Annotated in this window: 20 protein-coding genes and 1 pseudogene; 6 read left to right on the forward strand and 15 right to left on the reverse strand. The window is 71.2% G+C overall.

All coding sequences use genetic code 11. The annotated features are described in order from the left end of the window. Nucleotides 1-165: 165 nt before the first annotated feature. Entirely contained in the window at nucleotides 166-789 is a 624-nt protein-coding gene (locus ACY0PA_RS05810) for a CGNR zinc finger domain-containing protein (RefSeq protein ID WP_473083650.1), read from the reverse strand. Nucleotides 790-796: 7 nt separating this feature from the next. Here ACY0PA_RS05810 and ACY0PA_RS05815 point away from each other — a divergent pair, with 7 nt between their 5' ends. Further along, nucleotides 797-1,552: a leucine-rich repeat domain-containing protein gene (locus tag ACY0PA_RS05815; protein ID WP_473086246.1), complete on the forward strand. Its 756-nt coding sequence runs from the start codon at nucleotides 797-799 to the stop codon at nucleotides 1,550-1,552. Nucleotides 1,553-1,567: 15 nt separating this feature from the next. On the opposite strand, the gene ACY0PA_RS05820 is transcribed toward ACY0PA_RS05815, so the two are convergent. From ACY0PA_RS05820 to ACY0PA_RS05845, 6 genes are all read right to left on the reverse strand, one after another. Then, a complete protein-coding gene (locus ACY0PA_RS05820) occupies nucleotides 1,568-2,479 on the reverse strand; it encodes a universal stress protein (protein ID WP_473083651.1) in 912 nt (303 codons plus the stop codon). Between the two features lie 223 nt (nucleotides 2,480-2,702). Then, nucleotides 2,703-2,930 carry a DUF397 domain-containing protein gene (locus ACY0PA_RS05825; RefSeq protein WP_383085598.1) on the reverse strand — a complete coding sequence of 76 codons (228 nt, stop codon included), beginning with the start codon at nucleotides 2,928-2,930 and terminating at the stop codon, nucleotides 2,703-2,705. Nucleotides 2,931-3,026: 96 nt separating this feature from the next. Next, a complete protein-coding gene (locus tag ACY0PA_RS05830; protein WP_473083652.1) occupies nucleotides 3,027-4,229 on the reverse strand; it encodes a thiolase domain-containing protein in 1,203 nt (400 codons plus the stop codon). Then, a complete protein-coding gene (locus tag ACY0PA_RS05835) occupies nucleotides 4,226-5,272 on the reverse strand; it encodes a thiolase domain-containing protein (protein WP_473083653.1) in 1,047 nt (348 codons plus the stop codon). Before ACY0PA_RS05835 ends, ACY0PA_RS05830 begins: the two co-directional genes overlap by 4 nt. After that, nucleotides 5,273-6,220 carry a Zn-ribbon domain-containing OB-fold protein gene (locus ACY0PA_RS05840; RefSeq protein ID WP_473083654.1) on the reverse strand — a complete coding sequence of 316 codons (948 nt, stop codon included), beginning with the start codon at nucleotides 6,218-6,220 and terminating at the stop codon, nucleotides 5,273-5,275. Between the two features lie 28 nt (nucleotides 6,221-6,248). After that, the gene (locus ACY0PA_RS05845) at nucleotides 6,249-7,085 is read right to left on the reverse strand and encodes a crotonase/enoyl-CoA hydratase family protein (RefSeq protein WP_473083655.1); all 837 of its coding nucleotides are present in this window, start codon (nucleotides 7,083-7,085) and stop codon (nucleotides 6,249-6,251) included. 196 nt (nucleotides 7,086-7,281) lie between these two features. Here ACY0PA_RS05845 and ACY0PA_RS05850 point away from each other — a divergent pair, with 196 nt between their 5' ends. From ACY0PA_RS05850 to paaK, 3 genes are all read left to right on the forward strand, one after another. Next, nucleotides 7,282-8,898 carry an acyl-CoA synthetase gene (locus tag ACY0PA_RS05850; protein ID WP_473083656.1) on the forward strand — a complete coding sequence of 539 codons (1,617 nt, stop codon included), beginning with the start codon at nucleotides 7,282-7,284 and terminating at the stop codon, nucleotides 8,896-8,898. Between the two features lie 111 nt (nucleotides 8,899-9,009). After that, nucleotides 9,010-9,801, forward strand: a complete 792-nt coding sequence (locus tag ACY0PA_RS05855; RefSeq protein WP_473083657.1) for a GNAT family N-acetyltransferase — start codon at nucleotides 9,010-9,012, stop codon at nucleotides 9,799-9,801. 174 nt (nucleotides 9,802-9,975) lie between these two features. Further along, on the forward strand, nucleotides 9,976-11,271 hold the full coding sequence (paaK, locus tag ACY0PA_RS05860; protein WP_473083658.1) for a phenylacetate--CoA ligase PaaK: 1,296 nt from the start codon (nucleotides 9,976-9,978) through the stop codon (nucleotides 11,269-11,271). Nucleotides 11,272-11,297: 26 nt separating this feature from the next. On the opposite strand, the gene ACY0PA_RS05865 is transcribed toward paaK, so the two are convergent. The 3 genes from ACY0PA_RS05865 to ACY0PA_RS05875 form a co-directional block, all read right to left on the reverse strand. Next, complete coding sequence (locus ACY0PA_RS05865; RefSeq protein WP_473083659.1) at nucleotides 11,298-11,447, reverse strand: hypothetical protein; 150 nt, start codon at nucleotides 11,445-11,447, stop codon at nucleotides 11,298-11,300. A 158-nt stretch (nucleotides 11,448-11,605) separates the two neighbouring features. Then, nucleotides 11,606-13,129 carry an acyl-CoA synthetase gene (locus ACY0PA_RS05870; RefSeq protein ID WP_473083660.1) on the reverse strand — a complete coding sequence of 508 codons (1,524 nt, stop codon included), beginning with the start codon at nucleotides 13,127-13,129 and terminating at the stop codon, nucleotides 11,606-11,608. A 137-nt stretch (nucleotides 13,130-13,266) separates the two neighbouring features. Further along, a complete protein-coding gene (locus tag ACY0PA_RS05875) occupies nucleotides 13,267-14,832 on the reverse strand; it encodes a recombinase family protein (protein ID WP_473083661.1) in 1,566 nt (521 codons plus the stop codon). A gap of 60 nt (nucleotides 14,833-14,892) precedes the next feature. On the opposite strand from ACY0PA_RS05875, the pseudogene ACY0PA_RS05880 reads away from it, so the two are divergent. Then, a pseudogene (locus ACY0PA_RS05880) lies at nucleotides 14,893-15,615 on the forward strand (penicillin acylase family protein); the annotation flags it as partial. Nucleotides 15,616-15,676: 61 nt separating this feature from the next. Here ACY0PA_RS05880 and ACY0PA_RS05885 read toward each other — a convergent pair. Further along, on the reverse strand, nucleotides 15,677-17,248 hold the full coding sequence (locus tag ACY0PA_RS05885; RefSeq protein WP_473083662.1) for an acyl-CoA synthetase: 1,572 nt from the start codon (nucleotides 17,246-17,248) through the stop codon (nucleotides 15,677-15,679). Then, complete coding sequence (locus tag ACY0PA_RS05890) at nucleotides 17,245-18,372, reverse strand: NAD(P)H-dependent flavin oxidoreductase (protein ID WP_473083663.1); 1,128 nt, start codon at nucleotides 18,370-18,372, stop codon at nucleotides 17,245-17,247. Before ACY0PA_RS05890 ends, ACY0PA_RS05885 begins: the two co-directional genes overlap by 4 nt. A 161-nt stretch (nucleotides 18,373-18,533) precedes the next feature. On the opposite strand from ACY0PA_RS05890, the gene ACY0PA_RS05895 reads away from it, so the two are divergent. Then, nucleotides 18,534-20,354, forward strand: a complete 1,821-nt coding sequence (locus tag ACY0PA_RS05895; RefSeq protein ID WP_473083664.1) for a serine hydrolase domain-containing protein — start codon at nucleotides 18,534-18,536, stop codon at nucleotides 20,352-20,354. Between the two features lie 77 nt (nucleotides 20,355-20,431). Here ACY0PA_RS05895 and ACY0PA_RS05900 read toward each other — a convergent pair whose 3' ends face one another. The 3 genes from ACY0PA_RS05900 to ACY0PA_RS05910 are packed head-to-tail and all read right to left on the reverse strand — an operon-like array spanning nucleotide 20,432 to nucleotide 25,220. Then, nucleotides 20,432-21,982, reverse strand: coding sequence for a phytoene desaturase family protein (locus ACY0PA_RS05900; protein WP_473083665.1), 1,551 nt, complete (start codon nucleotides 21,980-21,982; stop codon nucleotides 20,432-20,434). Between the two features lie 50 nt (nucleotides 21,983-22,032). Continuing rightward, nucleotides 22,033-24,291 carry a serine/threonine-protein kinase gene (locus ACY0PA_RS05905; RefSeq protein WP_473083666.1) on the reverse strand — a complete coding sequence of 753 codons (2,259 nt, stop codon included), beginning with the start codon at nucleotides 24,289-24,291 and terminating at the stop codon, nucleotides 22,033-22,035. Continuing rightward, a complete protein-coding gene (locus tag ACY0PA_RS05910) occupies nucleotides 24,264-25,220 on the reverse strand; it encodes an oxygenase MpaB family protein (protein WP_473083667.1) in 957 nt (318 codons plus the stop codon). Before ACY0PA_RS05910 ends, ACY0PA_RS05905 begins: the two co-directional genes overlap by 28 nt. Nucleotides 25,221-25,331: the final 111 nt, after the last annotated feature.

Consider the following 25,331-nt stretch of genomic DNA (forward strand, 5'->3'; position numbering starts at 1 on the left):
CGCGGCCCCGGCGGGGTCGTGGCCGGGCCGACGCGGGCGGTTCCGGGGGCGTCGGGGGTTCCCGCGGCGGCGCAATGGTCTGCTCATCGGTGTGCAACCGGCCGGGGACGACAGCCCGGGCCCACGCCGGCGCCCTCACTCAACACCCCCTCCCCGGCGGCGAGTTCAGTCTCGTACCGCCTCCGCGCGGTGCCGCTCGTGGTGCCGGGCGACCCGTGCGCGATTGCCGCAGGACGGCTTGCACCACTCCTGACGGGGATGGTCCTTGAGGAAGTAGCGCACGCAGCGCGGGGCGTGGCAGGCCCGCAGCCGCTCGCGGTCGTCGCTCGCGAGAAAGCCGACGGCGGCGCGGGCCAGGGCCGCGGTGAGCAGGTCGGGGGCGGGCGCGGGGGTGCGCGCCTCCTGACGTACGAGGGGGATGGCGCCGTCGTCCCAGGTGAGGACGGGAACGGTGGGGGCGAGCGCCGCCGCCTCGTTGAGCCGCCGCACGGCCTCGCTCACGGGGAGCAGCCGGTGGGCGTCCGCCGGGCTGGGCTCGCCGGGGCGCACGGCGTGAGCGAACAGCGCGCGGACGGCGGCCCGCACCTCGCGCACCTCGGCGAGCGCGGTCGCGTCCGCTTCGAACCCGGCGGCGCCCGGCAGCACCCCGGCACGCTCCCGCACCCAGGCCGTCAGCGCCTCGGGCCGGTCGAGGTCATCGGCGACACCGCCGTGCCCGTCGTGGCGGATGGTGAGGACGAGGTCCAGGGCGAGCGGTGTGCTGTGCGGGCCGGTGCTGATCTCACGCATGGGGCTAATGATAAGGTCCCGGGCATCCATTAGATCTCGGGGGAGGCCGGCTGTGCTCTCGTACTGGCGGGCGGGCCTGAGCGACGTACCGGACGAGGTGTGGGATCACCCCCGCCTGGAGGTTCTCCTCCTGCCCGACAACGCACTCACCCGGCTCCCCGACCGCATCGGATCGCTCCCCCACCTGCACACTCTCGATCTCGGGCACAACCGCCTCAACTCGGTCCCGGACACGCTCGGTGACCTGACGAGCCTGACCCGTTTCCTCTACCTGCACGACAACGAGCTCACGGCGCTCCCGGACTCGCTCGGCAGGCTCTCGCGGCTGGCCTATCTCAACGTCGGCGAGAACGCGCTGACCGGACTCCATGAATCGATCGGCTCGATGAAGGGTCTCGTGGAGCTGCGCGCCCAGCACGCCACCCTCACCCGGCTCCCCGAATCGATCGGCGGCCTGACCGCGCTGCGCGAGCTGTGGCTGCGCGGCAACCGCCTCACCGCCCTCCCCGATTCCGTACGGCACCTGCATGAGCTGCGGGAAGTCGAACTGCGCGAGAACGCCCTCACCGACGTGCCCGGATCCCTGCGCGGACTTCCGCTGCTGCGTCGGCTCGACCTGCGGTCCAACCGGCTGCGCAACCTGCCCGACTGGATCGCGGCGCTGCCCGCGCTGGAGAAGCTGGACCTCCGGTGGAACGACATCCGCGTGCCGTCCGGGCTGCTTGAGGCCCTCACGGCGCGGGGGTGCGTGGTGCTGCACTGATCCACTGAAGATCTTCTAGGGCTCCTCCAGAACCGGCGGCACGACCGCGACCGGGCTCGCCGCGTGCAGCAGTACCGCCAACGTCACCGAGCCGAGCATCGGCGCGGGGCGCGTGAGGCGGCGGCGATGGCGGCCCACGACCACGAGGTCCGCCTCGCGGGAGTTCTCGACGAGGTGCCCGGCCGCGTCGCCCGGCGCCACGTACAGGTCGACCTCGACATCCGGATGCGTCTTGCGGAAGGGCGCCACCGCCGCGTTCGCCAGTGTCAGCGTCTCGCGCTCGGCCGCTTCCTGGTCGACCGTCGTGGGCGTGAAGTCGCCGAACGTCGTCCAGGCGAGCACCGGCCACGGGAACGCGGCGATCACCTGAAGCCGCGCCCCGCCCCGCGCGGCCTCCTCGAAGGCGAAGGCGAGGACGGTGTCATCGGGCTCGTCCACGTCTACGCCGACGACCACACGCGGTCCGGGCGGTACGTCGTTGTCACCGTGCACGGAGCGCCCGGGCCTGGGCACCACGACGACGGGGCAGGCGGCGTCCCGTGCCGCGGCCACACCGTTCGAACCGAGCAGCAGGCTGGCGAAGCCGCCGCGTCCCCGTGAGCCGAGGACCAACAGCTGTGCCTCAGCGCCGAGTTCGGGCAGGACAGCTGCAGGAGCGCCCTCCAACGTCACGTATTCCACCGGCGGCAGACCGCCTCGGCCGGCCAGGGAGGCGCGCACCTCGTCGACGACCGGGTCACCCGCGGGCTCCGGCGGGCCGGACACCAGTACCCCTGGCTGGGTCCAGGGGGCGTACTGGCGCACATGGGCGATCCGCACGGGCGCCCCGCGCCTGCCCGCTTCGGTCAGCGTCCATTCCAGGGCGCGCAGGCTGTCTTCGGATCCGTCGACGGCGGCCACGACAGGCAGGGGGCGCGGGGTACTCATGTCCAACCTCCGACACCGGGGCACGGTGTCGACGGGCCCCGGCAAGAGCGACTGTTCCTGCCCCCCAGCCTCGCGCACACCGGGACCAAGGGGCAGGGCCGTATGTCACATGTCGCCAGAAAAGCCGGAAACGTCACCTGACCGCGGCTCGGGCCGGACCGGCTCAAGTCAGACCCCCCAAGGCCGGACCGGCCCAGGTCAGACCCGCTCAAGTCAGACCCGCTCAGGTCAGATCGAACTCCCCCTCGCGTGCCCCCAGCACGAACGCCCCCCATTCCGCGGGCGTGAAGATCAGGGACGGGTTATGGGGACTGCCGCCATTGCGCATCGCGATGAAGCCTTCGACGAAGGCGATCTGGACGTCCCCCAGCCCCTTGCTGCTCGAATGCCAGTCCGCGGCACTCAGATCGAGGTCCGGCTTGTCCCAACCCGCGAGCGTGTGCTGCTCCATGGTGCTTTCGGCCACGTCCGTGCTCCTCCCGGTTCGTCGTCCGCCGCCAGCCTAGCGATCGGCCCGCGCGGCGGACAGGCCGCGGCGGCGAGCCGTTCAGGACGTGGGCGGCTGCGCCCCGACGAGCCACATCGAGAAGAACTGCGAGCCGCCACCGTAGGCGTGCCCGAGCACCTTGCGAGCGCCGTCGACCTGGTGTTCTCCGGCCTGCCCGCGGACCTGGAGCGCGGCCTCCGCGAAGCGGATCATGCCGGAGGCGCCGATGGGATTGGTGGACAGCACGCCGCCCGACATGTTGACGGGGAGGTCGCCGTCGAGTTCCGTGACGCCCGATTCCGTGAGCTTCCAGCCTTCGCCCTCGTCGGCGAAGCCGAGGTTCTCCAGCCACATCGGCTCGTACCAGGAGAACGGCACGTACATCTCGACGGCGTCGATCTCCCGTCGGGGGTCGCCGATGCCCGCCTGCCGGTAGACGTCGGCGGCGCAGTCCTTGCCGGCCTGCGGCGAGACGAAGTCCTTGCCCGCGAACATGGTCGGCTCGCTGCGCATCGCGCCACCGTGTATCCAGGCCGGCTGCCGCGGCGAACGGGCGGCGCCCGCACGGTCGGTGAGGATCATGGCGCACGCGCCGTCGGAGGACGGGCAGGTCTCGGAGTAGCGGACCGGGTCCCACAGCATGGGCGAGGACTGGACCTTCTCCAGAGTGATGCCGTGCTCGTGCAGATGCGCGTAGGGGTTCTTCAGCGCGTTGCGCCGGTCCTTGTACGCGACCAGAGAGCCGACGTGGTCGGGTGCGCCGGTGCGCCGCATGTACGCGCGGACGTGCGGGGCGAAGAAGCCGCCGGCGCCGGCGAGCAGCGGCTGCGTGAAGGGGATCGGCAGGGACAGGCCCCACATCGCATTCGACTCGGACTGCTTCTCGAAGGCGAGGGTGAGGACGGTCCTGTGGACGCGGGACGCCACGAGGTTGGTGGCGACGAGGGCGGTGGAACCGCCGACCGAGCCCGCCGTGTGCACGCGGAGCATGGGCTTGCCGACCGCGCCGAGCGCGTCCGCGAGATACAGCTCGGGCATCATGACGCCCTCGAAGAAGTCCGGCGCCTTGCCGATCACCACGGCGTCGATGTCCGCCCACGTCAACTGAGCGTCCTTCAGAGCACGTTGGGCCGCCTCACGGACCAGTCCGGCGATCGAGACGTCCTTGCGGGCCGCGACGTGCTTGGTCTGGCCGATACCGACGACGGCCACGGGTTCTTTGCTGACCCCGCCGCTCACCCCGCCGCTCACCGTGCTGCTCATCGGGCGTCTCCTTCCAGGACGGCGACCAGGTTCTGCTGCAGACAGGGGCCGGACGTGGCATGCGCGAGTGCCCGGTCGGACTCACCACGGTGGATACGGGCGGCGGCCTCTCCGATACGCAGCAGACCCGCGGCCATGACCGGGTTGGCGGCGAGCGCGCCGCCGGAGGGGTTCACGGCCACGTCGTCGCCCAGCTTCAGCGCCTTGCGCAGGACGACCTCCTGGGAGGTGAACGGTGCATGCAACTCGGCGGTGTCCACAGGCCGTTCGAAAGCACCCGCTCGCTCGGCGGCGAGCCGCGAGGACGGGGAGTCGGTGAGGTCGCGGACGCCGAGACTGTGCGCCTCGATGCGGTGGTCCATGCCGCGGATCCAGGCCGGCCGCTCGCACAATGCGCGGGCCTTGTCCCCGGCAGCCAGGATCACGGCGACGGCGCCGTCGCTGACGGGCGGGCAGTCGCCCTTGCGCAGCGGCTGCACCTCGTAGTCGCCCTGCGGCACCGAACCCTTCACCTGCGCATGGGAGTTGGCCGACGCGGACTCCCGACTTCTTGCGGCGATCCCGGCGAGCGCGGACTCGTCGGTCTCCCCCGCGTCGATCAGGGCCTGCGCCTGGAGTGCCGCCAGGGCAACGGAGTCCGGCCACAGCGGGGCCACGTAGTACGGGTCGAGCTGGCGCGTGAGCACATCGCGCACCGAGCCCGGCGAGGACTTGCCGTACGAGTAGACGAGCGCGGTGTCGACCTCGCCGGTCAGCAGCTTCACCCAGGCCTCGTACATCGCCCAGGCACCGTCCATCTCCACATGCGACTCGGAGATCGGCGGCCACGCGCCCACGCCGTCGAGGGTCATGGTGAAGGAGAAGGCGCGGCCCGCGAGATAGTCGCAGGAGCCGGAGCAGGTGAAGCCGATGTCGCTGGTCTTGAGGCCGGTCTGCGCCAGGACCTGGTGCAGCACCGGCATCACCATGTCGACCTCGGAGAGTTCGTCGGTCGTGCGCAGATGGTCGCTCTGCGCGAAGGCGACGATCGCTACCTCTCGCATCTACACCAGCTCCTTGTACGTGTCGTAGTCGGCGTCCGGTTCGCCGGTGGGCCGGTAGTGGTCGGGGTAGCGCCCGCCCTCGGTCCACACCGGCTCGACCCTGAGGCCCATGCGCACCTGGTCGTACGGGATGCCGGCGATGCGGCCGTGGAGCGCGAGGTCGGCGCCGTCGAGCGCGATGTGGGCGTAGACGTAGGGCAGTTCGATGTCGAGGTTCTTGGCCTTGACGTTCACGATGCAGAAGGTGGTGACGGTGCCGGCCGGGCCGACCTCGACCCGGTCGGTCGTGGCGACGCCGCAGGTGGGGCAGGCGCCGCGTGGCGGGACGTAGACCTTGCGGCAGGACGGGCAGCGTTCGCCGACGGTGCGCCGGTCGGCGAGGGCGTTGATGTACGCGGTCTGGGCGCGGCCCGGGGAGTACACGTAGTCGAGACGGGCCGGGGTGACGATCCCGGTGACCGCGTCGTCGAACTGCCCGTCGTGCGCGGCGGGTTCGGCATCCGCGGTCTCGCCCTCGTACGGCTCGAAGCAGGCGATGTCGGTGATGGCGCCGGTGCGTTCGGCGGCCCAGCGGACGCGGACGCGCATGCCGGTGGTCACGGCGTCGGGGCCCGGCGCGTCGAGTACGTGCAGGAGGGCGGTGTCGGCGCCGTCGAGCTTGACCAGGACCCAGGCGAAGGGTGTGCCGAGGGGCTGGCCGCGGCGGGGTTCGGGATTCCAGGCCCAGGTGGTCACAGTGCCGGTGGACTCGACCTCCACGAGGTCGCGGAGTTCGTCGGCGGTGACGGGGTCGTACTCGACGGGCGGGACCATGACCTTGCCGTCGGTGGTCTTCACACCGAGGACGGTGCGTTCGCGCAGGCCGGTCAGGAACGCGCTCTGGACAGAGCCGAGCGAGCGGGTGAAGGGGAACTCGACGACGAGCGGTGCTTTGAGGACTTCGGGCACTTCATGACTCCTTGGCGGTCGGAGGGCTTCACGCGCGCCGGTAGACGGCGGGACGCTTCTCGGCGAAGGCCCTGGGGCCCTCCTTCGCGTCCTCGGTGGCGAAGATCGGCCAGCCGCGCTCCAGTTCGGACTTGAGGCCGTCGGTCTCGGTCATCTCGGCGGTCTCGTACACCGAGGCCTTCACCGCCTCCACCGCGAGCGGGCCGCAGGCGTTGACCTGCTCGGCGATCTCCAGGGCCTTGTCGAGCGCGGTGCCGGCCGGGACGACGCTGCCGATCAGCCCGATGGAGAGGGCCTCGGCCGCGCTGTAGTGCCTGCCGGTCAGCAGCATCTCCAGGGCGTGGGTGCGCGGGATCTGGCGCTGCAGCCGCACGGTGGAGCCGCCGATCGGGAAGAGGGCTCGCTTGACCTCGGAGAGTCCGAAGGTCGCGCTCTCGGCGGCGACGCGGATGTCGGTGCCCTGGAGGATCTCCGTGCCGCCGGCCACGCAGTGGCCCTCGACGGCGGCGATCACGGGTTTACGGGGCCGGTGGTGGCGCAGCATCGCCTTCCAGTGGAGATCGGGGTCGGCCTTGAGGCGGTCCCGGTACTGCTCTCCCTCCATCCCCTTGCCTGCGAGGGCCTTGAGGTCCATGCCGGCGCAGAAGGTGCCGCCCGCGCCAGTCAGGACGACCGACCGGATCGAGTCGTCCTCGTCGGCGGCGACCCATCCGTCATAGAGACCGACGAGCATCGGCAGAGAGAGCGCGTTCCTGGCCTCGGGCCTGTTGAGCGTGAGGACCAGGGTGGCGCCTTCGCGCCGCACCGCGAGGTGTTCCGTCCCGTGCCCCGTTCCGTGTCCCGCGTCGTGTTCCGTGCCACCCATGGCCGTGCTCCCGTCTCGGATGCGTCGCGGATGCCGCGTACGTCTCGGATGCGAGAACAGGTTGCAGTAGGCGGGTGGCCAGTTCAAGAGTTTTCTGACAGTCAGTCAGATTTCTTGTGCGGGGGCCCTTCCCTGTTCCCTGCGGCTCTGCTGAGATGACGGCCACATCGAGATGGCGCCTGGGTCAGGAGGAGCGGTGGAGTACAACCTTGCCGACCTGTTCGAGTCGGTCGTCGACGTGGTCCCCGACCGCGAGGCGCTCGTGCACATCGACCATCCCGGTACGGGCGCGGAGCGCCGGCTCACGTACGCCGGGCTCGACGCGGCGGCCAATCGCCTCGCGCACCATCTGATCGACAGCGGGATCCGCCCCGGCGAACACCTGGGCCTGCACCTCTACAACGGCATCGAGTACCTCCAGACGGTGCTCGCCTGCCTCAAGGCGCGGATCGTGCCCGTCAACGTCAACTACCGTTACGTGGAAGAGGAGCTGGCCTACCTCTACCGTGACGCGGACCTCGCGGCGCTCGTCTTCGACGTCGAGTTCACCGAACGCGTCGCGGCTGCTCTCCCGCAGACGGAGAAGCTGCGCCACCTGGTGCGCGTGGGGACCGCGCCGACCGGCGCGCCGCCCGTCAAGGCCGTGGACTTCACGGAGGCGGAGGCCACGGGCTCGCCGGAGCGCGGCTTCGGGCCGCGCTCGGCCGACGACCTCTTCATCATCTACACGGGCGGCACGACCGGCATGCCCAAGGGCGTGATGTGGCGCCAGGAGGACCTGTTCTTCTCGGGGCTCGGCGGCGGCGCGCCGACGGGCGAGCCGGTCAGCAGGCCGGAGGAGCTGTCCGAGCGCGTGGCGGCCGGCGGCGACGGGATCACCTTCTTCCCGACACCTCCCCTGATGCACGGCACGTCCACGCTCACCGCCTTCATCGGCTTCAACTTCGGCCAACGCATCGTCATCCACACGAAGTTCGTGCCCGAAGAAGTGCTGCGTACGGTCGAGAAGGAGAAGGTGACGAGCATGTCGCTCGTCGGGGACGCGATGCTGCGGCCCCTGATCGACGCACTGAACGGGCCGATGAAGGGCACGGACTGCTCGTCGATGTTCAGCGTCTCGTCGTCGGGCGCGATCATGTCGGAGACGGTGCGCGCGCAGTTCCAGGCGCTCGTCCCGAACGTGATGCTCCTGAACAACTTCGGCTCGTCCGAGTCCGGCTTCAACGGCACGGCGACGGACGACTCCGGCCCGGAGAAGGGCTTCCGCCTGCGGGTCAACTCCCGTACACAGGTTGTCGATCCGGCGACGTATGAGCCCATCGCTCCCGGAGAGCCGGGCCGCATCGCCCAGCGCGGGCACGTCCCGCTCGGCTACTACAACGACCCCGCGAAGACGGCCGAGACGTTCTTCCAGAAGGGCGACGAGCGGTGGGTGCTGCTCGGGGACATGGCGACGGTCGACGAGGACGGCATCGTCACAGTCCTCGGACGCGGCTCGCAGTGCATCAACACGGGCGGCGAGAAGGTGTATCCGGAAGAGGTCGAGCAGGCCCTGAAGTCCCATCCCGACGTGTACGACGCTCTGGTGGCCGGAGTGCCCGACGCCAAGTGGGGCCATCACGTCGCCGCGGTGGTCCAACTGCGCGACGGCGCGGAACCTCCCTCGCTCGACGACATCCAGACCCACTGCCGCACCCGCCTCGCGGGCTACAAGATCCCCCGCCAGCTCGTCCTGACCGACCGCATCCAGCGCTCGCCCAGCGGCAAGGCGGACTACCGGTGGGCGCGGGCGGTGGCGGCGGACGGCTCCTAACGGGACACGGCGACGGTCGTAACGGACGCGGCGCCGGCTCCTACGGGACACGGCCGCGTGCCGGGGCACAAACCGGTTGCCGCCCCGACGCGCCGGTGCTGGAGTGACCGGATGGATCATCAAGCGGTGTTGTCCCTGTTCGACCGACAGATGAGGCAAGACGCCAAGCCCGACGGCCCCGGCGCGCGGGTCGAGCGGGCGGACGGCGTGGTGCGGCAGACCGGCGCCGAGGGCAGCTCCTGGAACGGCGTCGTGTGGTCGGACCTCGACGAGGACTCGGCCGACGCGGCGATCGCCGCGCAGGTACGCCATTTCACCGGCCTCGGACGCGCATTCGAGTGGAAGGTGTACGGGCACGACCTGCCGCACGACCTTCCGCAGCGGCTCACGGCCGCCGGATTCGTCCCCGAGCCCGTGGAGACGCTCCTGGTCGCCGAGGTCGCGGACCTGCCGGCAGATGTCCCGCCTCCCGAGGGGATCCGGCTGCTCCCCGTCACCGACGAGGCCGGCGTCGACCTCATGTCACAGGTGCACGACAAGGCCTTCGGCAGGAGTCTCGGCCTCACCCGGCACCAGCTCCTCGCCCAGCTCGCCGAGGACCCGGACGCCGTTCCCGCGGTGCTCGCGCTGGCCGGGGACGTGCCGGTGAGCGCGGCCCGTATGGAGACGCACCCGGGTGCGGACTTCGCGAGCCTGTGGGGCGGCGGCACCGTCGCCGAGTGGCGCGGGCGCGGGATCTACCGCAGCCTCGTCGCGTTCCGTACCCGCATCGCCGCCGAGCGCGGCTACCGCTACCTCCAGGTCGACGCCTCCAGCATGAGCCGCCCGATCCTGGAACGCCTCGGCTTCGCGGCCCTGAGCACGACGACTCCGTACGTCCACGAGGCCGCCGGCGGCGCCTGAGGGATCTGAGGGCGCCCGGCCGGCGATTGAGTCCGTCCCGCCTCTTGACGCCTGCCCCCGCCCCTTGAATTACTGGCCCTGAACGGATCAACCGAATGATCGGTCGGCCGATTCGCCCATGAATGTGGATCCGGGTGGACGGTCGGCCCTCAGGGCTCGGGAGTGCGGTCGACGATGACAGAACTGCTGGACGCGGGGGAACAGCTCGGCCCCGAGGAGCTGCACGCACAGCAGCTGGAGCGGCTGCGGGCGACACTGCGCCGCGTGTACGAGCGGGTGCCGTTCTACCGCGCGTCCTTCGACAAGGCGGGCGTGCACCCCGAGGACTGCCGCTCGCTCGCCGACCTGGCCCGCTTCCCGTTCACCACGAAGACCGACCTGCGGGACAACTACCCGTTCGGGATGTTCGCCGTGCCGGAGACGGACGTGCGCCGGCTGCACGCGTCCAGCGGGACCACGGGCCTGCCCACCGTCGTCGGCTACACGGAGAACGACCTCTCCATGTGGGCCGACATGGTGGCGCGCTCCCTGCGCGCGGCGGGCACCCGGCCCGGCCACAAGGTCCATGTCGCGTACGGATACGGCCTGTTCACGGGTGGGCTCGGCGCGCACTACGGCGCCGAGCGGCTCGGCTGCACGGTCATCCCCGCGTCCGGCGGCATGACCGCCCGCCAGGTGCGCCTGATCCAGGACTTCCGCCCCGAGATCATCATGGTCACCCCCTCGTACATGCTGACGATCCTCGACGAGTTCGAGCGCCAGGGCGTCGACCCACGCAGCACGTCCCTCAAGATCGGCGTCTTCGGCGCCGAACCGTGGACCGAGGAGATGCGCCGCGAGATCGAGGAGCGCTTCGCCATCGACGCCGTCGACATCTACGGCCTCTCCGAGGTGATGGGCCCGGGCGTCGCCCAGGAGTGCGTCGAGACGAAGGACGGGCTGCACATCTGGGAGGACCAGTTCTATCCGGAGGTCGTCGACCCGATCACCGGCGAGGTCCTGCCGGACGGCGAGCAGGGCGAGCTGGTGTTCACCTCGCTCACCAAGGAGGCCATGCCCGTGATCCGCTACCGGACACGTGACCTGACCCGGCTCCTGCCCGGCACGGCCCGCCCCTCCTTCCGCCGCATGGAGAAGGTGACGGGCCGCAGCGACGACATGGTGATCCTGCGCGGCGTGAACCTGTTCCCGACCCAGGTCGAGGAGATCGTCCTGCGCACACCGGGCGTCGCCCCGCACTTCCAGCTCCGGCTCACCCGCGCGGGCCGCATGGACGCCCTGACGGTACGCGCGGAGGCCCGCGCCGACGCGACCGCTTCCGAGCGCGACGCGGCGGCCCGCGCCATCGCGACCGGCGTGAAGGACGGCATCGGTGTCTCGGTGACGGTGGAGGTCGTGGACCCGGAGACGCTGGAGCGTTCGGTGGGCAAGATCAAGCGCATCGTGGACCTGCGAGGGCGGGAGGGGTAACCCGCCCCCCATCCGTCCCGTGTCCGTCAGCTCGGGTCGCCCCACAGGTCGTGCCTGTACGCGTCGACGACTGCCCCGATCCTGGCGAGCGCCTCCTCGGCGGGCAGCGGGGCAGGGCGGCGGCCGTCACGCAGGCGCAGCGCGACCCGACCGTCCACCGCCTCTCTCGCGCCCACGGCGAAGCCCCGGGGCACTCGCCCCGGGGCTTCGGACTGAGACAGCTGTCAGCGCGCCGGGACACTCTCCGGCGTCGTCGTCATGGCAGCTGCGCGTCGCTTCATGGCCGGACCGTAACAGGGCCCCGGTCTGGTCAGCGCGTCAATTTCCGACGGGCTCAGTCCGCCGCACTGAACCGGTCCCGCAGCTCGCGCTTGAGGATCTTGCCGCTGGCGTTGCGCGGGAGTTCGTCCACGAAGACGACCCGCTTGGGCGCCTTGAAGTGGGCGAGCTTCTCGCGCGCGTGGGCGATGAGCTCCGCCTCGGTCACCTCTCCGCCGCCGCGGACCACGACGGCCGTGACGGCCTCGATCCAGCGCTCGTCGGGCAGGCCGATGACGGCGGTCTCGGCCACCTGCGGGTGGGTGTAGAGCGCGTCCTCGACCTGGCGTGAGGCGACGAGCACTCCCCCGGAGTTGATGACGTCCTTCACGCGGTCGACGACGGTGAAGTAGCCCTCGCTGTCACGCACCGCGAGGTCTCCCGAGCGGAACCAGCCGTCGCGGAAGGCGGCCTCGGTCTCCTGCGGCTTGTCCCAGTAGCCGTCGCACAACTGCGGTGAGCGGTAGACCACTTCACCGGCGGTACCGTCGGGCACCTCCTTGCCGTCCTCGTCGACGACCCGTGCTTCGACGAACAGGACGGGCCGCCCGCAGGAGTCCATGCGGCCGTCGTGCTCGTCGGGTCCGAGGACGGTGGCGAGGGGCCCGATCTCGCTCTGGCCGAAGCAGTTGTAGAAGGCGAGTCCGGGCAGGTGCGCGCGGAGCCGCTCGAGGACCGGCACCGGCATGATCGACGCGCCGTAGAAGGCCTTGCGCAGGCCGCTCAGGTCCCGGGTCGCGAAGTCCGGGTGCTGCGAGAGGCCGATCCAGACGGTGGGCGGCGCGAAGAGGCTGTCGGCGTCACCGGCCTCGACGTGGTCGAAAATCTTCGCGGCGTCCGGCGCGTCGAGGATCGTGTTCTGCGCGCCGACGGCGAGGTACGGCAGCAGGAACACGTGCATCTGCGCCGAGTGGTAGAGCGGCAGGGAGTGGACGGGCCGGTCCGTCTCCGTGAGGCCGAGGGCGTGGATCGCGCTGACGTACTCGTGGACGAGCGCCCGGTGCGACATCATCGCGCCCTTGGGCAGCGCGGTCGTGCCGGAGGTGTACAGGAGCTGCACCAGGTCGTCGGCGTCGGGCTGCGGTCCGTCGTACGGCTCGGCGGACGGGATCCGGGCGAGCAGGGAGTCGTCCGCGTCGCGCAGTTCCAGGGTGCGCACACCCGCGGGGAGCCGGTCCGCCAGGTCGGGGTCGGTCAGTACGAGCACGCAGCCCGACTGGCCGACGATGTAGGAGAGGTCGTCTCCGGTGAGGTTCTGGTTGACCGGCACGTGCACGAGCCCGGCGCGCGAACAGGCCAGGAAGCCGATCAGGTACGCGTCCGAGTTGTGCCCGTACGCGCCGACGCGGTCCCCGCGTCCGAGTCCCAGGCCGCGCAGCACGCCGGCCGCGCGCGAGACGGCCGCGTCGAGTTCGGCGTACGTCCATGCGCGCGGGCCGTAGCGGACGGCGACGCGCTCGGGGGCGCGTCGCGCGCTGCGGCGCAGCGTCCCGTCGACCGTGCTGGCGCGTACGTCTTGTGCATCCCGGACACCCGTCATGGCGCGATCCTGTGCCCCGGCCGACGCGAAATCAAGGCCGGTGACGCGCGTCGCGGGAAGGTCGTGCCGGACCCTGCACGGCGGAGCCCGGCCGGTGTTGCTTCCCGGCCGGGCTCCGCCGTGCAGCGTGGGGAAGGTCAGTGGTTCCACTCGATGCGGACGCTCTCAGGGGCGAAGTAGCCTCTGCCGGAGCCGGGCACGAACCCGGCGGGGCGGCCCTGGCGCGCGGGCAGCAGGGTGACCGTGGCCAGCGTGGTGAGGATCTTCCGCCGCCGGTCCAGGGTGTACGTCTCGCGCCACCAGGCCAGCGCGGCCTCGGGGTCGTCGGCGTGCAGCCTGACTAGCTCGGCCAGGTCGACGCCGACGAGCGGGCCGGGCTCGGCAGCAATGGCTGCCGCCGTGGCTGCGTCGGTGATCTGCTGCTCGACGGCCGCGAGTCTCTCCCTGAGCTTCCTGGCGGCGGTGCGGTACGCGACGGGGTCGGAGTCGTCATCGTCCGCGAACGTCTCGGCCAACGCCTCCAGCCGGGCGGTGAGCGCCGCGTGACGGGCATTCAGGTCCTCGTCGGGCGTTCCCGCCGGGACCCCCGCCACCGGAGCGGAGAACACGGCTCGGACGTCCTCGCGGCCCAGCCGGGCGATGACCGCTCGCTCCACGAAGTCGTCCACGGGCGCGGTCGTGCGGACCATGTGGGACTTCGCTATGCAGCGGTAGAGCTGCGGCTTTCCGGCGTGGGCGCCGCCGGGGCGGACGACGGCCCCGCAGTGGCACTTGTACAGGCCGGAGCCCAGGTAGGTGACCGTCTTGCCGTCGTGGCCGGAGCTGAGGTGCGAGCGGCGGGACTTGTCGTTGAGCACGTTGCGCACGGCGAGCCATACGTCATGTTCCAGGATCGCGTCCCACTGCGCCGGGCCGAACTCCTCACCCTGGTACGCGATGCGGCCAGCGATGCGAGGAGAGAGAAGCGTCTTGCGCAGACTGGGCACGGTCCACTCGTTGCCGCGCGGGGTGAGGACGCCTTGTCCGCTCCAGGAGCGGCAAATGCCCGCCAGGGTGAGCCCGGATTCCGGATCGGCCGCTCGGGCCAGCACCGCATCGGCAGCCTCGCGCAGCAGCCGGGCCTCCCTCTCGTCGACCTGCGGCACCTCTGGGGCCTCACCCTTGACCTTGCGCTTGACCGGCAGGTACCCGAACGGGCGGGGGCCGCCGTTGTGTACCCCGGCGGCGCGGTTGACCTTCTTCTTGTCCTTCATACGCTCTACAGCGTGCTCGACCTCATGCGTGGACACACTCGCGAGGATACGGGCGACCATCCGGCCGGACGCGCTGGCGAGGTCCAGCTCGCCCTGCCTGACCGGGCGGATCACGGCGTGGGTGCGGTCCACGATCTCGATGAGCGGTTCAAGGTCGCGGGCCTGGCGGTACAGGCGGTCGGTGTGCCAGACCAGCACGGCGTCCGCCTCGCGGGCGGCGAGCATGTCGAGTAGCGCCGCGTATCCGGGGCGCCGGGCGCGCTGGCCGCTCTTGCCGATGGCGGTGCGGTCGTCGTCGGTCTTGACGTCGATGACGACCCAGCCGAGTTCGGCGGCGAGCTTACGGCAGGCGTCCTCCTGCCTGGTGACCCCTTCGGCATTGCCGTTGGGGTCGTGCGAGATGCGGGTGTAGATGACTGCGCGGAGCGCTGTGCATTCGGTCCTGACCATACGTCTAAAGTACGCCCTGACAGCGAACTTGGAGACCTCGAACAACAGTGCATGGCTGGCCAACGCAAGATCGCCGACCGGGTACCCGCAGGTGATCTGGCGGCGGCGGACACGGCGCGCGCGTGCGCGGCGCTACCCGGCGGCACGGCAACAGCAAGCGACGGCAAGGCTGTTGAGGTGAGCCAGGCCTGCGATGTGCTCAAGAAGTGGGATCACACCATGCGCACGTCGAGCCGGGGAGCGCTGCTCTTCGACCGGTTCTGGCGCAAGCTCACCGCGGCCGTGCCGAGCGACAAGCTGTGGAAGGTGCCGTTCTCGGCCGCCGACCCTGTGCGCACGCCGAACACGCTGAACACGCAAGCGCCGGGCTTCGCGACCGCGCTCGCCGACACCGTGGGTGAGCTGCGGGCGGCCGGGATCGCCATGGACGGCCCGCTCGGCGCGCACCAGTTCGTCGTACGCGGCGGCAAGCGCGTCCCCGTCCACGGCGGCACGGAGTCCCTCGGTGTGTGGAACAAGGTCGAGACGGTGTGGGACGCCAAGGCGGGCGGCTACACGGAGGTCGTTCACGGGTCGAGCTACATCCAGGCCGTCGGCTGGAACGGCGGCGCCTGCCCGGTGGCCCGCACCCTGCTGACGTACTCCCAGTCCTCGAACCCCAACTCGCCCCACTACAGCGACCAGACGCAGCTGTACTCGGACGGCGACTGGGTGACCTCTCGCTTCTGCGAGAAGGACATCCTGGAGTCACCGGCACTGAAGGTGGTGCGGGTGCACGGCTGAACGACGGGAGCGGCCCGCGGATCTCTCCCCCGGCCGCTCCTTCGTCGCACCTCCGCGTGGGTCACATCGCGCGCGTGCGGCCCTCCCAATAGGGGTCGCGCAGACGGCGCTTGTAGAGCTTGCCGTTCGGGTCGCGTGGCATCGCCTCGATGAAGTCGACGCTCTTCGGCCGTTTGTAGCCCGCGAGCTGGCGCTCGCAGTGGGCGAGGATCTCGGCGGCGAGGGCGTCTGTGGCCATGTGCCCCTCCGCGGGTTCGACGACCGCCTTGACCTCCTCGCCCCAGTCGTCGTTGGGGATCCCGAAGGCCGCGGCGTCGGCGATGGCCGGGTGGGTGAGGAGCGCGGACTCGATCTCGGCGGGGTAGATGTTGACGCCGCCCGAGATGATCATGTCGATCTTGCGGTCGCGGAGGAAGAGATACCCGTCCTCGTCGAGAATGCCGAGGTCGCCGACGGTGAAGAAGTCGCCGATGCGGTTCTTCTTCGTCTTGGTCTCGTCCTTGTGGTACGAGAATCCTCCGGTGCTCATCTTCATGTAGACGGTGCCGAGTTCGCCGGGCGGCAGCCGGTTGCCGTCGTCGTCGAACACGGCGAGTTCGCTGATCGGCCACGCCTTGCCGACCGTGCCCGGCTTCTTCAGCCAGTCCTCGGCGGTCGCGAAGGCGCCGCCGCCCTCGCTGGCCGCGTAGTATTCCTCGACGCTGTGGCCCCACCAGTCGATCATCGCGCGTTTGACGTGGTCGGGGCAGGGCGCGGCGCCGTGGATGGCGTGCCGCATCGCCGACACGTCGTACGCGCTCCTGACGCTGTCGGGCAGGGCGAGCAGGCGGTGGAACTGGGTCGGCACCATGTGCGTGTGCGTGCACTTGAAGGTGTCGATGAGGCGCAGCATGTCCTCGGGGGTCCACTTGTCCATCAGGACGAGGGTGTGTCCGATGTGCAGGGACGCGCCGGCGAACTGGAGCACGGCGGTGTGGTAGAGCGGCGAGCAGACGAGGTGGACATTGTCGTCGAACGGCTTGATGCCGAAGATGCCGAGGAAGCCGCCGAGGTAGGTCTCCTCGGGAAGCTTGCCGGGCAGGGGGCGGCGGATGCCGCGGGGGCGGCCCGTGGTGCCCGAGGTGTAGTTCATGACCCAGCCGAGAGTGCGGTTGTCCGGCACCGACTCGGGCTGTCCGTCGAGGAGTTGGACGTACGGGCGGAAGCCGTCGATGGCTCCGACCGCGTACCGCCGCCCTGCCGGGAGTGCCGCCTCGTCGGCGGCGGCCACGGCCTGTTCGGCGAACCGCTCGTGTGCGATGAGGACCTTCGCTCCGGAGTCGGCGACGATCCAGGCGATCTCGGGGCCGACCAGATGGTGGTTGACCGGGACGAGGTAGAAGCCGGCCTGGGCGGCGGCGAGATACGCGGTGAAGAACTCGACTCCGTTGGGCAGGACGACGGCGAACGCGTCGCCTCGTTCGAGCCCGGCGGCCCGCAGACCGTGCACGAGCTTGTTGACGTCGGCGTGCAGCCGGCCGGCGGTCCACTCCTCCCCGTCGGGTGCGACGACGGCGGTCCGGCCGGGATCCGCGGTGGCCTGGGCCCAGAATCCGTTGGGGGGCGCGCTGTTGGGGCTGGGGCCGGTGCTCACGACTGGCCGCTCCTTCCTGCGATGCGGTTGATGCGGTCGACGGCGCGCTCGAAGCCGCGCGTGAGGTCGTCGAACACGGCCTGGACGGGGCGTTCGCTCGTCATCCGGCCGACGATCTGCCCGACGGGCGTGCCGAGCAGCGGATCGACCTCGTACTTCTGGATACGGGAGACGGCCTCGGCGACGAGCAGCCCCTGGAGGGGCATGGGCAGGGTGCCGGGGCCCGACGGGTCGTCCCAGGCGTCGGTCCACTCCGTGCGGAGCTGGCGCGCGGGCTTGCCGGTCAGGGCGCGGGAGCGGACGGTGTCGCCGGAGCCGGCCGCGAGGAGTTTGGCGGTGAGTGCGCGGGAGTGGAGGTCGGCCTCGGTGGTGGTGAGCCAGAGGGAGCCGAGCCAGACGCCCTGGGCGCCGAGCGCGAGGGCCGCCGCGATCTGTTCCCCGCTGCCGATGCCGCCGGCCGCGAGGACGGGCAGCGGGGCCACGGCGTCGACCGCTTCGGGCGTGAGCACCATGGAGGCGATCTCGCCGGTGTGTCCGCCTGCCTCGTAGCCCTGCGCGACGACGATGTCGATGCCGGCGTCCGCGTGTTTACGGGCGTGCCGGGCGCTGCCCGCGAGAGCGGCTACGAGGACGTCGTGGTCGTGGGCGCGCTGGATGACGTCGGCGGGCGGTGAACCGAGCGCGTTGGCAAGGAGTTTGATCGGGTAGTCGAAGGCGACATCCAGCTGGCTGCGGGCGACCTGCTCCATCCAGCCGGTGATGCGCCAGCCCGAAGCCTCGCCCTCGGCGAGCCCGGGCACCCCGTGCTTGGCGAGGGTGTCTGTGACGAACTGGCGGTGTCCTTCGGGGATCATCGCCTCGATGTCGGCCTCGGTCAGTTTCTGGTGGTTGGGGCCCTCGACCTTCTTCGCGGGCATCACGACATCGAGCCCGTAGGGCGCGCCGTCGACGTGCTCCTGCATCCAGTCGAGATCGCGGGCCAGGTCGTCGGGTGCGGTGTAGCGGACCGCGCCGAGCACGCCGAACCCTCCGGCCCTACTGATGGCGGCGGCCACCGCCGGGAAGGGCGTGAAGCCGAAGATGGCGTGCTCGATCCCCAGTTTCTTGCTCAGCTCCGTCTGCATGGGCGCAGAATGCCGCACTCCTGCGAACGAGGGAAGACACTTTCTGATGCTGCGTCAGATTTCTGCGACGCATTTCCGAGGCTTGACACGACCGGAAGCTGACATGAAAGTTTCATGCGTCGAGCTAGATCCCGAAAGATTCTTTCAGAAGGGGTTCGTTCATGACCGACGGCGCGGCGGGCAGATTGCACGACACGGACGACGGGCTGTCCCGTCGCCAACTGGGCGCGGGTGTACTGGCATTGGGTGGGGCACTGGCCATTGCCCCGTTCCCGGCGGGGCCCGCCTCAGCGGCGGACACACCCACGGGCGGGCACGCCGACGGGCAAGGAACCACGCTGCGCCGCGGGTCCCCCGAGCGGGCCGGCCTGATCGCCGGGCATTTGCGCCAACTCGTCGCCGACGCCGAGAAGTTCCTCGCCCCCTCCCCCAAGCACCCCTGGTACGCGGGCGCCGTACTGCTCGCCGGCCGCGGCGGCACGGTCGCACTCCACCAGCCGATCGGCAAGGCTGTGCGCTACTCGGCCTACGACGACAAGACCGACACGGGTGTGGAGTTCCCCGCCGACCAGCAGATCGCGGCGGCCGAGGACACGGTCTACGACCTGGCCTCCGTCTCGAAGCTGTTCACCTCGCTCATCGCCGTACAGGAGATCGAGCGCGGCAAGCTGGAGCTGGAGGCCACGGTCGCCTCGTACATCCCCGACTTCGCGGGCGCCGGCAAGCAGGACATCACGATCCGTCAACTCCTCACGCACACCTCGGGATTCCGCGCCTGGATCCCCCTCTACAAGGAGACGACGCGCGAGGGCCAGCTCCGCCTCATCTGGAACGAGGCGCCTCTCAACCCGCCCGGCACCGTGTACCTCTACTCCGACCTCAATCTGATCTCGCTCCAGCTGGTCCTGGAGAAGCTGACGGGCCAGAGCCTGGACGTGCTCCTGCGCGAGCGGATCACGGGCCCCCTCGGCATGCGCCGCACCCGCTACAACCCGCCCGCCTCGTGGAAGCCGAAGATCGCCGCGACGGAGGACGCGCGCCTGCCCTGGTCCGGCCTCGACCGCGGACTCGTCTGGGGCGAGGTGCACGACGAGAACGCGTTCGGGCTGGGTGGTGTGGCGGGCCACGCCGGTGTCTTCTCCTGCGCGTGGGACCTCGCGATCCTCGGCCGCACACTCCTCAACAAGGGTTCGTACGGCGAGGCGCGCATCCTGTCCGAGGACTCGGTACGGCTGCTGTTCACCGACTTCAACCAGGCTTTCCCCGGCGACGAGCACGGCCTCGGCTTCGAGCTCTACCAGCACTGGTACATGGGCGCGATGGCGACGCCACGCACGGCCGGGCACACCGGCTTCACGGGCACGTCCATCGTCCTCGACCCGACGACGGACTCGTTCCTCATCGTGCTCGGCAACTCCGTGCACCCCGTTCGTACGTGGCGATCCGGCTCCGCTCCCCGGGTCGCCACCGCGAACAACCTCGCCCGCGCCGTCGCCGTACGACCCGCGCACGGCCGCACCGCCTGGTTCTCCGGCATGGTGAGCGCCACGTCGGCGACGCTCACGCTGCCCGGCCTCGACGTCACCTCCGACACGGCGAGCCTTGCCTGCGACCTGTGGTGGGACACGGAGCCGCACTCCGACTTCCTGTACCTGGAGGCTTCGGCCGACGCCGGGGCGACCTGGCAGGCCCTGCCGTTCACGACCACCCGCAAGGGAGAGGACGCCGAGGACCACCCCAAGGGCACGGCCGACGGCTGGTCGGGCCGCGCCTGGCACCGCCTGACCGCCGCCCTCGGCGCCTTCAAGGGCAGCCAGGTCCGCCTGCGCTGGCGCTACGCGACCGATCAGTTGTACGTGGGGCGCGGGGTGTACGTGGACGGGGTGGGCGTCACCGACGGCCGCCGGACCGTGTTCGACGAGGCACGCCCGTCCGACGCGGCGCGGATCGAGGCGGTGGGGTGGTCACCGTCGCAGGACTGAGCGGGGCGCGGGCCCCCTTCGGGGGCCTGGGCCGGGCCTGAGCCGACGGCTTGAGTCGGGGGTCTGGGGCCGGCGGCTCACTTCCCGAGTACGGCCATCGCCGCGTTGTGCCCGGGGATCCCGCTGACCCCGCCGCCGCGCACGGCGCCCGCGCCGCACAGCAGGACGTTGGCGTGGGCGGTCTCGACGCCCCAACGGCCCGTCCCCTCCTGGGAGTACGGGAAGGACAGGTCGCGGTGGAAGATGTTGCCGCCCGGCAGGCGCAGGTCCCGCTCCAGGTCGAGCGGGGTCTTCGCCTCGATGCACGGCCGGCCGTCGGCGTCCGGGGCGAGGCAGTCCTCGATCGGCTCGGCGAGCTGCGCGTCGAGCTGGGCGAGGGTGGCTTTGAGGAGCTCGGCGCGGGCGGCGTCGTTGTCGCCCGCGAAGAGCCGGGCGGGCGTGTGCAGGCCGAACAGGGTGAGGGTCTGGTAGCCGCGCGCGACGAGGTCCGGGGCGAGGATGCTCGGGTCGGTCAGCGAGTGGCAGTAGATCTCCGACGGGGGCGCCGCGGGCAGTGACCCGGCCGCCGCCTGGCCGTACGCGGTCGCCAACTGCTCGTAGCCCTCGGCGATATGGAACGTCCCGGCGAACGCCTCGCGCGGGTCGACGGACGTGTCGCGCAGCTTCGGCAGCCGGGTCAGGAGCATGTTGACCTTGAGCTGCGCACCCTCGGCCGGGGCGGGCGGCTCGTCGCCGACGAGGGCGGCGAGGGCCTGCGGCGACGCGTTGACGAGCACGTGCCCGGCGCCGACGCGGCCCGCGCCGCGCTCCGACTCGTAACTCACCTCGGCGTACCGCCCCTCAGTCTCGACGCGGGTCACCTCGTGCCCGGTCACGAGCTCGGCGCCGGCCGCGCGGGCGGCGCTTGCGAGGGCGTCGGTGAGGGCGCCCATGCCGCCGACGGGCACGTCCCAGTCGCCGGTGCCGTTGCCGATCACGTGGTAGAGGAAACAGCGGTTCTGCTGGAGGGAGGCGTCGTGGGCGTCGGCGAACGTACCGATGAGGGCATCGGTGAGGACCACGCCGCGCACCAGGTCGTCCCTGAAGCGCTCCTCGACGGCGGCGCCGATCGGCTCCTCGAAGAGCATCCGCCAGGCGGCCTCGTCGTCGACGCGCTGCCGGAGCGCGTCCCTGGTCGGCAGCGGCTCGGTGAGCGTGGGGAAGACCCGCTCGGCGACGCGGCGGGTCGTCTCGTAGAAGTCGGTCCAGGCCGCGTACTCGCGCCCGCCGCCGGTGAGGCGCTCGAAGGAGGCGCGGGTGCGCTCCTCACCACCGCCGACGAGCAGCCCGGTCGCCCGCCCGTCGCGCTCGGTCGGCGTGTACGAGGACACGGTGCGGCCGCGCACGGCGAAGTCGAGCCCGAGATCGTCGACGATCTTGTGGGGCAGCAGGCTGACCAGGTACGAGTACCGCGACAGGCGCGCGTCGACCCCGGCGAAGGGCCGCGTCGACACGGCGGCACCGCCGGTGGTGCCGAGCCGCTCGAGAACCAGGACGGAACGTCCGGCCCGGGCGAGGTAGGCGGCGGCGACGAGGCCGTTGTGACCTCCGCCGACAATGACGACGTCGTAGCGCTCGTGTGCTGGCATCCCTCTTGGTAACACGAGCGGATCATGCCGGGCCAGAGTGTCCCCCCGACTCAGTGTTCCCCCGACGCCCGCTGCTGGCGCAGCGCCGCCACTCGGCGGTACAGCTCGACCGCCTCCGTGCCGCGGCCGAGTTGTTCCAGGCAGTGTGCCTCGTCGTTGCGGCTGGCGAGGGTGTCGGGGTGGTCGGCGCCGAGGACCTGTTCGCGGGCCGCGGCGACCCGGCGGTACTCGGTGAGCGCGTCGGACCACCTGCCGAGCCAGCCGAGGCCGACGGCCACCTCGCGCCGGCTGACCAGCGTGTCCGGGTGATCGGCCCCGAGGACCCGGGCGCGGATCGCGCAGACGTCGCGGGCCTCGGCGAGCGCTTCCTCCCAGCGGCCCATCCGTCCCAGGTTGACGCCGAGGCCGTGGCGGGTGCGCAGGGTCTCGGGGTGGGCCGGGCCGCTGACGCGCGTACGGTCGTCGATGAGCTCGCGGTAGAGGCCGAGGGCCTCGGCGCTGCGGCCGAGCCGGCCGAGGCTGATGCCTACCTCGTAGCGCGAGGCGAGTGTGTCCGGATGGTCGGGGCCGAGCGCCTGTCCGCGGGCCTCAGCCACCTCGCGGTAGGTGCGCAGGGCCTCGGCCCAGCGCCCCAACTGACCTAGCGCGTAAGCGACTTCGTAGCGCGTGACGAGCGTGTCCGGATGGCCGGCGCCGAGGACGCGGGCGCGCGCCGAGGCGACCTCGCGCGCCATGCGGTACGAGTCCTCAAGTCGCCCGAGCCGGCTGAGGTTGTACGCGAGGTTGTGGCGGCAGCGCAGGGTGTCCGGATGGTCGGGGCCCATGGCCCGCTCACGCGCCGCGAGCACCGATGTGTACACCTGGTGCGCGTCGAAGTGGCGCCCCAACTGGCCGAGGACGTACGCCATTTCCTGCCGGGTGCCGAGCGTTTCGGGGTGCTCGGGGCCGAGGACCCGCTCGCACCCCTCGGTGACACGGCGGTACTCGCGCAGGGCGTCGGCGGGGCGGCCGGTGCGGCTGAGCGTGAAGGCGACCTCGTAGCGGCTGGCGAGCGTCTCGGGGTGGTCGGGGCCGAGCGCGTGCTCGCGCTCCGCCGCGACGGCGCGGTGGACCTCGCCGGCCTCCTCCCAGCGCCCGAGCCGGCCGAGGCTCAGGCCCGCATTGTGCCGGGCGGCGAGATGGGCGACCAACTCCGGTGCCGGCGTGGGGCGTTCCGTACGCACAGGCTGCTCCCCGCGCCGTGACTCGGGGCGCGTGATCCACTCCCCGGCCAGTCCCGCGGCCGCGTCGGGCGGCGTGCCGCGCAGCAGGGGTGGGCCGGCCGCCTTGTGGCCCGTCGTCATGCCGCGCGTCCAGGACGGCAGCCGCGGCTCACGGGACACCGGCTGGTGCGGCTCGACCGCAGTCTGCCGTACCGGGGCGGTGGCCGCCGTCGGCACATATCCGGACGGGGAACGGCCGTCACCGATCCGCCGGGCCAGTTCGCGGGCGTCCCGCGGCCGTTCGTCCGGGTCCTTCGCGAGGAGGTCGACGATGATCCGGTCCAGGAAGCCGGGGAGCCCGGCCCGGTGCGTGCGAGGCGGTTCGGGCACGGTGTCGCGGTGCCCGACGAGGACGGCCCAGGCGTCCTCCAGGTCGAACGGCGGCGCTCCGGTGGCGATCTCGTAGAGCACGCAGCCGAACGAGTAGAGGTCGCTGCGCTGGTCGACATGGTCGCCGCCGATCTGCTCGGGCGACATGTAGTGCGGGGTGCCCATCGCGATGCCGGTGCCGGTGAGGCGTGAGGTGAAGCCGATGTCGTGGCCGAGGCGCGCGATGCCGAAGTCGCAGATCTTCACCGTGCCGTCGGCGAGCCGCATGATGTTCGCGGGCTTCAAGTCACGGTGGACGATGCCCTGTTCATGCGTGTAGGCGAGCGCGGCCGAGACCTGGCCGGCGATCTCGACGATGTCGGCGACGGGTAACGGGTGCTGCTTGTTGTCCTCCAGGAGCTGGCTGAGGTTCTTGCCCTCCAGAAGCTCCATCACGAGGTACAGCACGCCTTCGTGCTCGCCGAAGTCGTGGACGACGGTCACCCCGCGATGCTGAAGGGCGGCCGCCACTCGGGCCTCCCTGCGGAAGCGCTCCCGCAGGACCCGGGTGAAGGACTGGTCGTGCTGCGGCCCCATCGGCTTGAGGCACTTGACCGCGACTCTGCGCCCGAGCGACTCGTCCCTGGCGCGCCACACTTCGCCCATACCGCCCCGCCCGATGAGATCGAGCAGCCGGTACCGGCCCTGGATCAGCCTGGTCTCCCCCGACTCCGGCATCTCGCGCTGTCGCCCCCGTCGCCTCGCTGCGCCCTCCCCGGCCTGTCCAGTATGGCCGTCCGACTCCCGATTTTGTACGGTGCCGGGCGGCTGCCGGGGCCGAGTCGTGACATGGCGCGCAGGATGTGTTTCGGCGGGAGTTGCCAGCGCACACCTGCGGGAACGCAGCGCAGGACGGTGCCGGTGAACCGCAGCCCTCGGGTCACGGCGGCCGGTGCCGGGGCCGGCCTGCCGTACAACTCGTGGGCGTAAGGCGGCAGAGAGGCGTACGCCAGATGCGACACGCGCCTCCAGAGCGTCGCGCGCGCCGGGATCAGCAGCGGGTGGACGGGCGGCCTGCGCAGGAAGTCGTCCACGTCCTGGGCCTCCGGACCGGCGGCGAGCTGGGGTCTCATCCGCTCGAAGTACGCGGCGAGTTGTGCTTGGTCGCCGGGCACGTCGGCGGGGTCGAGGCCCACCAGCCGGGCGCTGGTGCGGTGTTCGGCGATGTACTGGTCGGCCTGCGCGTCCGTGAGCCGGAACCCGGAGCGGCGCGCGACATGGAGGTAGGAGTCGATCTCGGCGCAGTGCACCCACAGGAGCAGCTCCGGCTCATCGACGCCGTACCGTTCACCGGTATCGGGGTCGGTGACCTTGAGATGACTGTGGATCTTCCGCACGCGGGCACCGGCACGCTCGGCGGCCTCAGTGGTCCCGTACGTGGTCGTACCGACGAACCCGGCCGTCCGCATCAGCCGCCCCCAGGCATCCTTGCGGAAGTCCGAGTTCTGCATGACGCCCCGCACGGCGCGCGGAAGGAGCGCCTGGAAGTAGAGCGCACGCACACCGGCGACCCACATCATCGGATCCGCGTGCACCTGCCAGGTAACCGACCCGGGCCCGAAGAGCCCGGGATCACCCCGCCCCTCTGCCGCTCCTGTGCCCACCACGTCGCCGCCTCTCCCTCGCATCAGCGGTCCCAGCCGATCAAGGATCTCCACTTGGCGCTTCAGCACCACGCTACCGGTGAGTTGACATGGTCGCCCCAGGGGTTCAGGTCT

This window comes from Streptomyces sp. DS1-CR2, from assembly GCF_055760475.1.